7 protein-coding genes and 1 pseudogene are annotated in these 9,694 nt (G+C 61.5%); 3 read left to right on the top strand and 5 right to left on the bottom strand.

Translation table 11 applies throughout. The features are described from left to right. The coding region (locus tag QHC67_RS18235) for a tyrosine-type recombinase/integrase (protein ID WP_319296521.1) at nt 1-429 on the top strand (429 nt) is incomplete at its 5' end. A 150-nt stretch (nt 430-579) separates the two neighbouring features. On the opposite strand, the pseudogene QHC67_RS18230 reads toward QHC67_RS18235, so the two are convergent. From QHC67_RS18230 to QHC67_RS18215, 4 genes and pseudogenes are all read right to left on the bottom strand, one after another. Further along, nucleotides 580-3,030: pseudogene (locus QHC67_RS18230) on the bottom strand (strawberry notch-like NTP hydrolase domain-containing protein); the annotation flags it as partial. A gap of 248 nt (nt 3,031-3,278) precedes the next feature. Continuing rightward, a complete protein-coding gene (locus tag QHC67_RS18225) occupies nt 3,279-3,677 on the bottom strand; it encodes a hypothetical protein (protein WP_319296516.1) in 399 nt (132 codons plus the stop codon). Between the two features lie 114 nt (nt 3,678-3,791). After that, nucleotides 3,792-4,628, bottom strand: coding sequence for a toprim domain-containing protein (locus QHC67_RS18220; protein ID WP_319296514.1), 837 nt, complete (start codon nt 4,626-4,628; stop codon nt 3,792-3,794). Nucleotides 4,629-4,726: 98 nt separating this feature from the next. Beyond that, nucleotides 4,727-6,025 (bottom strand): replication protein RepA, encoded by a 1,299-nt coding sequence (locus QHC67_RS18215; RefSeq protein ID WP_319296512.1) that lies wholly within the window; start codon nt 6,023-6,025, stop codon nt 4,727-4,729. A gap of 553 nt (nt 6,026-6,578) precedes the next feature. Here QHC67_RS18215 and QHC67_RS18210 point away from each other — a divergent pair. Both QHC67_RS18210 and QHC67_RS18205 read left to right on the top strand, forming a co-directional pair. After that, nucleotides 6,579-7,787, top strand: a complete 1,209-nt coding sequence (locus QHC67_RS18210) for an AAA family ATPase (protein ID WP_319296509.1) — start codon at nt 6,579-6,581, stop codon at nt 7,785-7,787. A 226-nt stretch (nt 7,788-8,013) separates the two neighbouring features. Next, nucleotides 8,014-8,997 carry a ParB/RepB/Spo0J family partition protein gene (locus QHC67_RS18205; RefSeq protein ID WP_319296506.1) on the top strand — a complete coding sequence of 328 codons (984 nt, stop codon included), beginning with the start codon at nt 8,014-8,016 and terminating at the stop codon, nt 8,995-8,997. Nucleotides 8,998-9,098: 101 nt separating this feature from the next. Here QHC67_RS18205 and QHC67_RS18200 read toward each other — a convergent pair whose 3' ends face one another. After that, nucleotides 9,099-9,593, bottom strand: a complete 495-nt coding sequence (locus QHC67_RS18200; protein WP_319296503.1) for a hypothetical protein — start codon at nt 9,591-9,593, stop codon at nt 9,099-9,101. Between the last annotated feature and the right edge of the window lie 101 nt (nt 9,594-9,694).

The raw sequence follows: 9,694 nt of genomic DNA, 5'->3' as shown, positions 1-9,694 counted from the left end.
CTGTGGCGCGAGACGCAGGCATCCCTGCGGGCTTGGCTGGCCGTCAGGCCGCAATGCCAGGCAATGGAGATATTCCTCAACGCCAATGGTGTGCCGATGGGCCGCGACGGGTTTGCGTTCAGACTGGCAAAGCACGTCGCCACGGCCGCGAAAAAGCAGCCATCTCTGCTGGGCAAACGGGTCACGCCTCATGTGCTCCGGCATTCCTGCGCAATGCACACGCTCGCCGCGACCGGTGACATTCGCAAAGTGGCGCTCTGGCTCGGGCATGCCAGCATTCAAAGCACGGAAGCCTATCTGCGGGCCGATCCCGAGGAAAAGCTACAAATCCTCGCAGCGCATGGGTCGCCAACCGTCAAGCCTGGCCGATTCAAGCCACCAGCTGATCCGCTGATCATGATGCTCAACGACGTTCGGAAACGAGCATAGTCCCAGAGGTCTCGTGCACCCCGCACATCTCCATCCTCCTTAATTATCTGGAGTAAAATCGATGTCTTCATCCCGAAAATCCGCGCCTGCATGCGAACCGCTCGACATAAATCCTGACTGCAAAGAATATGTATTATGCGGAGATCCGGATAAGATATATTCCCTTGGCGAAAGGTCGATCTCGAGATCGGCGCGTTCGTCGGGGCTGAGATCGCCCAGGCGGCGATCGAGGATAGATTCGGCGGTGGTTACGAGTTGGAGAACCACCGACTGGCCGGCCTCGAGATGTTCCTGCACCGCGTGGATCACGGTTGGCAGCTTCATGCTGAGCAGCACCTGTCCGAAGAAGCGCTGCTTGGTCGATTCGAAGCGGGATCGAGCGGATGCCTTCGCTCCGCTGTTGAGCGTGGCGTTTTCGATGCCGTCCACGACCGCCGTGAGTTCGAGCGCTTCTTCCATGTTGCGGTGGATGATCGCCCAGGCTTCTGCATAGATGTCGTAGATCGCGATCTGCTCGGGCGTGAGCTCGTGGCGCAGAATATCATATTCGACGCCGGCGAAGCTGAGCGCGCGCGACGTGTAAAGGCCGAGCGCCTTGAGATCGCGGGCGACAAGCTCCATCGCCGCGATTCCGCCCTTGCGGATGCCGGATATGAACTGCTCGCGGTCGGCGAATGCCGTGTCTGGACCCCAAAGACCAAGGCGAACCGCATAGGCGAGGTTGTTCACGTCCGAAGCGCCCGTCGCCGAGGCGTAAAGTATGCGCGCACCAGGGAGGTTGTTCTGGAGAAGCACGCCGCAAATGCCCTGCTGCGATCCCTTTTTCGCACCGAGCGCCCCTTCCCCGCCGGCCACGCCGCCCATTTCATGCGCTTCGTCAAAACCGATAACGCCGTCGAAATCCGCGCCAGCCCAGTCGATGATCTGCTGCAGCCGGCTATGGTCGCCGCGCACAGAACGGAGGGTCGGATACGTGACGAAGAGCACGCCCTGATCGAGCGTCACCGGCTCGTTGATCTTCCAGTTGGCGAGCGGCTGGACGTCCGCCGGCAAGCCTCCGAGCGCGCTCCAGTCGCGCCGGGCATCTTCGAGCAGCGCCTCATTTTTCGATATCCAGATGTTGCGGCGGCGACCTTGCAGCCAGCTGTCGAGGATGCAGGCCGCGACCTGACGACCCTTGCCCGCTCCCGTGCCGTCACCCAGGAAATAGCCTTTGCGGTAAGCGGATCCGTCTTCCGCGACCTCGAGGCCGACACCTTCCTTGCTCGGCCTGAAACGGCCCGGCAGGAACTGCGTCCAGGCGTGGCCGGCGTAGACGACCGTTTCGAGCTGCGATGCCGAAAGAAGCCGCTCACTGACGGTCCGCTCGGGAAGTTGCGGCACATAGTGGGGAACCGGCGCGGCAATCGAGCCCATCGCCACCGACTCCACAAGCGCGGTCGGATGGTCGCCTGCGGCCTCGAAGCGGATGCGGCTCGGTCTGTAGGGGAGGTACACGCCGACCTGGTCGAGCAGGGGCGCAGGCGTATCCAGCGCGGTGTAGGCGACCGGAAGAACATGGTTGCGGGCCGGGGAGTGATAGGGACGCGGCTGAGCACGGCTGCTCTTGACGGCGCGCAGGAGTGAAAGGCCTGCTGCCCGCTTGGGCGTGGGTGGCGCAGCCGCACTCAGGCGGTGACGCTCTGGTATGGCAAGCCCATCGATGAGGTCACGGATGGAAGCGCGTTGGAGGGTAGACGGAACTGCTGCGCCAGGCGTCTTGTCGATCACGAGCAAGCGCACGGCGATGGATGTGCCGTGCTTAAGGTAGCATTTCTCCAGTTGGACCGAGGTCCGCACGCTGACGTCGCGCAGCGTGGTTTCGAAAAGGTCTCGCATCCTGGCGCTGGGACCGAACCAGTCCGGCATGATCGCGACCAGCCTGCCGCCCGCCTGAAGCCGGCGTAAAGCCGCCTGGAGGTGACGGACGGCGGCGTGGCTGTCATCGCCCCGGCCGAGCGAACGCGAGAAGGGCGGGTTCATGAGGATGACACTCGGCCGGGCTGCGGCGGAAAGAGTGGAGTTGATGGTCGCGCCGTCATGGCCGGTTATGGTGGCGCCAGGAAAGGCATAAGCGAGCCTCGCCCGCCGTGCGGGGGCATATTCGTTGAGGTGAAGTCCGGCATGATCGCGGCAATGCGCGACGAGCAGCCCGTTGCCGGCGCTCGGCTCGAGAATGATGTCATCGGGCTTGATCGCGGCCATGACGACGGCCACGGCCGCAAGATCCACGGGCGTGGAGAACTGCTGCCACTCGATCTGCTCCTCGCTTCGTACGGTTTGGGTGGGCAGGCGTTCAAGCAGGGCGCAGGCGGACAGGGCGTCGGCCAGGGTCCGCACGGGAGTCGCGGTCGATTGAAGGTGCAGAGCCAGCGCATGCTCGAGCATCTCGAAGCTGTCGCGCTGGGTCCAGAGGCCGTCGGCGTCGGATCCTTCATAGGCGTGGGTCATCGCTGCATTGAGATCTGCCCTGGTGACCGGTCCGGATGAGCAAAGGCGCTCGACCAGAATGGCCGCTGCGCGGCGCTCCGCAGCGATTTTGATATCGAACAGGTCGGTCATGGGGGATCTCCGGACTGGCTGCCCCTGCGGCAGCATCAATCCATCGACCCCCCTTCTCTTTATCCTTGCGCGCTTGCGGCCTTCGCACGGGGTCGCACCGGCGAAGCGACAGGCGATCCGGCAGAAGCGACGGACCGCCCCGATCTGTCAGGAAATCAAGCCGCAGGAGCCGTGTCGCGGTTGCCACTCGCTGGGCTCACGGCAGGCGACAGGCTTCGCTACCTGCACATGGCAAGCGTTGTGCCGGCTCAGGCCATGATCTGGCTGGATGCGGCGATGTCGCGCAGTTCACCGGCCGTCCCCGCCCCGCTCGCCTCGATGAGTTCGAGCGATTCCAGTTGCAGGAGGTTCCGAGCCGCGGCGCCATATTGTTGGGTCGCCGTTTTGAGAAAGTCTGTCCAGGCCGAGACCATCTCCGGGCTCGAACTGGCTGCGGCAATGTCCTGTGCAAGCTTCAGCTCCGCGTCCAGTCTGCCCGCGACAAATGCGAGCGCGGTCCTCTGGTGCTGGATCAGCGTGCCAGCGAGCCTTGCCTGGTAGCGCGGCGCGAACAGGTAGCTTTGGACATCGAATGCCTCTCCTGCGGCGAGCGGCTGGAACAGAACAGCCCAGCTGTCGGCGATCCTCTGGCGCGATTGGTGTTCCATACAGCGTTTCCTCGAATGATGCCGCGCCAATATGGGTCAGGATAGCGCGTCGGCCATCAGGAAAGCTACGCAATGCCCCCGCAGCGGGCTCGAATGCGGCTGCGATGGGCCTGGTCAGATCGCTTCAAGTTGCGCTGCCCAGTCCTTGTGCCCTTTCTGCGGCGGCATCCGCCGGATTTCCAGACCGGCGCGATCATAATGACGTGCCGCCCTGGCAGCGGCCTGCCGGCCTTCGGCGTCATTGTCCTCGGCGATTATGAGGGTCTCGACGCGGGAAGGAAGGTTAATCTGATCGAGCCGGCGGGCGCCGAGGCTTGCCCAGCACGGTATCTGGTTGAGAAGGGTAAAGGCTCTCGCGGTCTCGAAACCTTCGGCGAGCGCGAGGATGGGGCTCCCCTGCCCTGCTCCCTGCCAGGCCCCCTGCCCCGGCCGGCCAAGCATAAGCTTCATGCGGTAACCAGACGATACCGGATCGAGGAAGATCCGCTGTATCGCCGTGAGTTGGCGGTTTTGCCGAACTGCCACCAGAAGTGCAGGCTGGAAGACCGTCCACGGCCGGGGTCGAAACGGACAACGGGGGTGGAATCGGAGATCATCGGCTGGCGGCAGCAAATGGCGCGACGCGAGATAGCGCTCAGCGAGGGATCCGGTGATCGGAAACGCCTCCTCCCACAGCCTGGCGACGTTCGTCCTCGTCTGCATGGGCGCATCGACATAGCTATGCCGAGCGCTGAGCGGGACTCGGCGTAGTTCGCGCAGGACATCGTCACGTCCACAGCCCGCGAAACAGGTGACGAGTATGCCGCGATCCCCTTGCCGCAGCGAAAGGCTGGGGGTTCGATCCGCGTGCGCAGGGCAAAGGCACATGGCGGTTCGCCCGTGCCAGGTGCCTCCAAGCGATCCCACCAGATCGACAAGCTCCTGTGACGGTCGTAGGGCTGTAAGCGGCATAGCTGTTCTCCTGCTTACGCCCCCTGCCCTGCTCTCCTTTTCTCAGACGTAATCAGGTGCTTTCGTCGCAACCATGAAAACGGCACCGAGATCATCGGTCACTCGACGTCGCTCGGCCCGCGGCGCTGAGCATATTTGATGACGAAGGCTTCCCAGACCCGGAGCCATTCTGCTTCGGTCCGCTGCCGCTTGATATCGGGAAAACCCGCCCGGAAAGCGTTCGCCATTGTGTCAACCGACCAGGGTTGCCCTTTCTCAAGCCCGATCGCGCGAAAAGCGCCTTCGCGCGTGCCGTAGCTCAGCGATCCACTTGGGAAAGACACGAGCTCCTGTTGTGGGGTCGCGGCAGGAGTGGATCGGACGGACTTTGCGACCGATGATCTCGGTGCCGTTTGTTCAGCCGGCCCCACGAGTCGCAAATGCGGTCCGACCAGTTTACGCTCAAGCGGCGCTGGCGACGGATGAAGCACGACCTTGCGCCCTGAAACGTCAATGTTGGCGTTGGGATAGACCGCCGAAACCAGTTGCATCGTCTCGCGCACCGTCTGCCTGAAGCGCTTGCTGTCAGCCTCATTCCCGAGATGCTTGGCCAGTTGGTCCCAAGAAATCATCTGGCCCTTGCCGCTGTTGATGCGCGGTAACCGGTAGGCAAGATAGGTGTAGAGATCGAGCGCGGTCGGCGTGCCCTTGAGTTCCCGGATGGCGACTTCGTTCAGCGGGACGGCATGATCGACCAGATGGCTGTAAAAGGCTTCCGACATCCGGATTTCCCGGGCGAATGCCCCATTCTTGTCGAGCGTTCCGGCATATTCATTGGAGATTTTCACGTCCCGCACGGCAAAGGCGTTGTCGCCGGCTTCCGTGCCATCCCAACGAATCTGCCATTCGCATGCCAGCAGTCGATCGACCTGCTCGCGCATGAGGTTTGCCGTACCGCGGGGCCCGTAGGACACGGTCTGATACCCAAGGCGGCGCATCCATTCCGTGAAATTTCGCCCGAGATACACATCGCGGGATTGCTTGGTTACCGCTTGCGACAGGAGGTAGATGAGCGCGACTCGGGGATAGGCGCCGTAGGGTACGCCGAGGCTTTTCAGGACAGGCTTGCCGTCGACGTTGTGAAGAACTGGCCGCGGATTGATCGCGAGGGCGTATTTGCCGTCTTCGCGCAGGATCGGCTGGGTGTCGTCCTTGGGTCGCTTGGTCGGAAGCGACATCGCACAGAGCGCGGAATGGAGAAATGCCGGGACCGGTTCCTCGTCCTGAACGCGCAAAAACGCATCCATGGTCAGCTGAGTACCGGCGGACCTAGCCAGTGATCGCACCCGTTCCTCGCCGCCGTCGAGCATGGCTAGCGCATATTGGTGTCCAATCGGTCTATGTGTGTCCCCGTTCATGATCTGCCCTTCCCCGACTCCGGGGGCTGTTTGTCACTCGGTAACAACAGCTTTGAGCCAAGAAAGCAAGATGCTTGGCAGTTTTGCCCGAATCCTGAGAGGAAAACCTCCAACTGTACCGATGATCTTGGAGCGGTTTGGACAATGGCCCCTGCCCTTCTCAGCTCAAAAAAATCAAAGCGATTCGCGAATCGGATTTTTATAGGGATTCTAAGATATAGGTATGGGCTCTGAGATCATCGGTCGGTTCGCACCGAGATCATCGGGAAAACGCACTGGAATCATCGGTTTGCACCGAGATCATCGGTAGTTATCCACAGGCCCCGCGCGCACCTGCCGTGGATGTGGCGCCCCCCGCGAATCAGGCGCGAGCTCCTTGTACCATTGGCTCCGTGATCATCGGTCTCGCGAACGCACCAACGGCTGCTCGATGCGGGGCATAGCGTCAAACGGCTCGGAGATCATCGGCCAAGTTGTAAGTCTGATGGACGATTATTGCTCAAAACTGCCAACAGGGCTATTGTCGCCTCACAATCTCACAAAGTGGCGGCAAATGGCGACAGAACAAATCCTCGAAGCACAGCCCGATGACCTTGTCGAAGAAGATGGTCTCGGCACTCTTCACCGTAAAGCGCTCACCATCCTCAAACGCATTCGGGATGGCGCATTGGATCCCGAGACAGGCCAGAAGAAAGGTCCGACCTTCGCCATCTCCAAGGCCGCATCGCTGGTGGGCCGCACCGCATCGGCGATCCGCGAGGCGGAGCGCGACGGGCGGCTGCCCGAACGCGACCGAACCGCTTCGGGACATCGCGTGCAATATACGCTCGAAGAACTGGATCATATGCGGGAGGTGTTTGGCACCCGCCCGTGGCGCGCGCCCACCGACACGCCGGCCATCATTTCAATCTCCAATTTCAAGGGCGGCGTCGGCAAGTCGACGATCGCCCTGCATCTTGCCCAGCATTTTGCAATTCGGGGCTATCGGGTTCTGTTTATCGACTGTGACAGCCAGGCGAGCTCGACCATGATGTTCGGCTATCGGCCCGATATCGATCTGGCTGAGGACGACACGCTGTACGGACATTTTCACAATCCGGAATTGCTGGGTGTCCGCAAGATCATCCGTAAGACGCATTTTTTCGGCCTCGATCTGATCCCGGCCAATCTGAAGCTCTACAATCTCGAATATGAGATCGCTGGCTATCTCGCTCAGAACCAAAGCTTCGACATCATCGACCTGATCTCGCAGGCGATCGACGAGGTCGTGGATGACTATGACATCGTGATTATGGATCCGCCGCCGGCACTGGGAATGGTGTCGATGGCGGTGCTTCAGGCGGCGAATGCCATGGTGATTCCGATGCCGCCAAGCGTCATCGATTTCGCTTCGACGGTATCATTCATCGACATGGCGCGGACAACGATGCGGCAGCTGGAGAAGCTCGGGGGCAGGGTGAAACCGGCTTATAATTTCATCCGTCTCGTGGGCAGCCGCGTCGATGAAAGCAAGTCGATGCATCGCGAAATTCTGACGATGATGCGCCAGGTTTTTGGCGGATCGATGATCAATTCGGTGCTGCGCACGAGCGCGGAGATCGACAATGCGAGTTCGCGGATGAAGACAGTGTTTGAACTCGAGCGGCCGGTCACGTCGCATGAAGTGCACAACCGTTGCGTGAAGCATCTGAACGATGTCTGCCGGGACATTGAGGCGGATGTTCTGCGATCGTGGGAGAGCCGGGCAGGGGAGGCCGCCTAGTCGTTGCCACGTGGCAACGCCCGACAAAAAACGAGGGATAACAGAAAGGTAAAGGCGTTTCTGGCGATATGACGATCTGGCGAGAGACAACGGCGGCGGGCGCGAAGCGCCAAGTTGCCACGTGGCAACCGCCACGGTCGCAAGCCGCGCAAAGGTGTCGCGCGAAAACGCTGTTGCCACGTGGCAACGCAGCTGTATCGAGTGACGAGTGATAGGAAGAGCATCGATGTCTAAGGGTAATCGCGGATTTGGAAGCAGCCTCACGGAAGGGCTGGAAGAAGCCGATGAGCTGGACCATGCCCCTGCCGCTGAAGGGGTGATGGCAAGCCGAAGTCAGGCCTTGGCACGGCTCGCAACGGGCAAGGTTGTGACCGACCGTACCGAATGGGTGGATCCGGCGCGCTGCCGCCCCTGGCGCCTCCACAATCGCGACCTCGACCATCTTAACGAGGATAGCTGCAGAGATCTGATCGATGCGTTTCTCTCGGCGAAGAAGCAACGCATCCCTGCCATCGTCCGTCGCTTGCCGGACGATCCCGACCATGACTTCGAGATCATCGCCGGCGTTCGCCGCTGGTGGACGGTCAAGTGGCTGCGCGAGCATCATCATCCCGAGTACGACTATCTTGTCACCATCCAGCATGTCTCGGACGAAGAGGCGTTCCGGGTTTCGGACATCGAGAATCGTTCGCGCAAGGATATTTCAGACTGGGAGCGTGCCAAGGAATATGCCCGGGCGCTCACAGAGTTCTACAATGGCTCGCAGAGTGAGATGGCAGAGCATCTCAAAATCTCGAAGTCATGGCTGAGCCGACTGCTCGATGTCGCGCGGTTGCCCGACAGCGTGGTCGAGGCTTTCGAGGACAAGCACGATATCACGGTGCGGATCGCACGCGATCTCAAGCCCCTGACCACCGATTCGCGTGCACTCGAACTCATGGTAGATGAAGGAAAGTGCATTGCCGCAGAGCGGGCGGATCTCGGCGTGCGGACAGCGGGGCCTGAGGTGGCGAAGCGGCTCGTCCGCGCTACCGTCGCTCCGGCCAAGAAAGTGCAGCAAGAAACCGAGATCAAGGCCGGCAGCGGGAAGCCGATGCTGCGCTATATCCGCACTCCGCGCGGCGGCTTGAGCGTTAAAATCCTGCCCAAGGCGGCGGCGTCCAACGAAGAGGTGCTCGACGCGATCAGAACGCTACTCGAGGCGCGTTGATCAGCGGGTCGCCAGTTCGCGTGGGGAGACGTTGCAACGACTGGGTATCTGTTTGCCAGTTGAAGGTTCACTCAGCTGGGGGCTGCCGCGTGTCCAACGATTCAGGCGCCGCCTGCATTCGAACGACTGGATAAAAGCCGGTCGATTGCCGCCATTTCTGTGTCGAAGGCATCGAGTGCGGCAGCCATGTTGCGGTCTGCGGGAAGGGCAGGGGGATCAAGGCGCGGCCGACCTCGACGCGGCGAGGCGAAGCCGAAATGGACCGCGAGGTCTGGCGGCAGAAAGGCCTTCCAGGTCTTGCGCTTGGTAATCTCCACGAGCATTCCGGCAGCGACAGCGCGCTGGATGAGCTTGCTGGCGCCTGCAACGCTGAACTGGAGCATGTCCGCCACAGTCTGCGGCGAGACCATCGGCCGCATCAACAGGAGGGCCAGGAGACTGGGAAGGGCGCCGGGCCGATACTCGCACGCCACCGCCCGCAATCCGCGCCGGTAGATCTGTTCCAGATCGTTAAGCCTTGCGAGCGCCGTGCGCGCGGCGCTGCCCAAGCCGTTAATCGCGGCGAGCCAATCGGCCTCGGTCGGGATACGCTTCAATCGGAAAGCTTTTACCCCGCCAGTGGGCTCTGTTGCAAAGATTGGCGGCAGTCAGAGGTAGGCTGTCGCTCTGCGCCGATCAGGCGGCTGCTGCGAAATGG

Origin of the sequence: Sphingobium sp. (genome assembly GCF_033795625.1) — a bacterium.
Classification (GTDB): Bacteria; Pseudomonadota; Alphaproteobacteria; order Sphingomonadales; family Sphingomonadaceae; genus Sphingobium.
The sequence above is the reverse complement of the archived record's forward strand: the minus strand, read 5'-3'. Positions and strand labels throughout refer to the sequence as shown.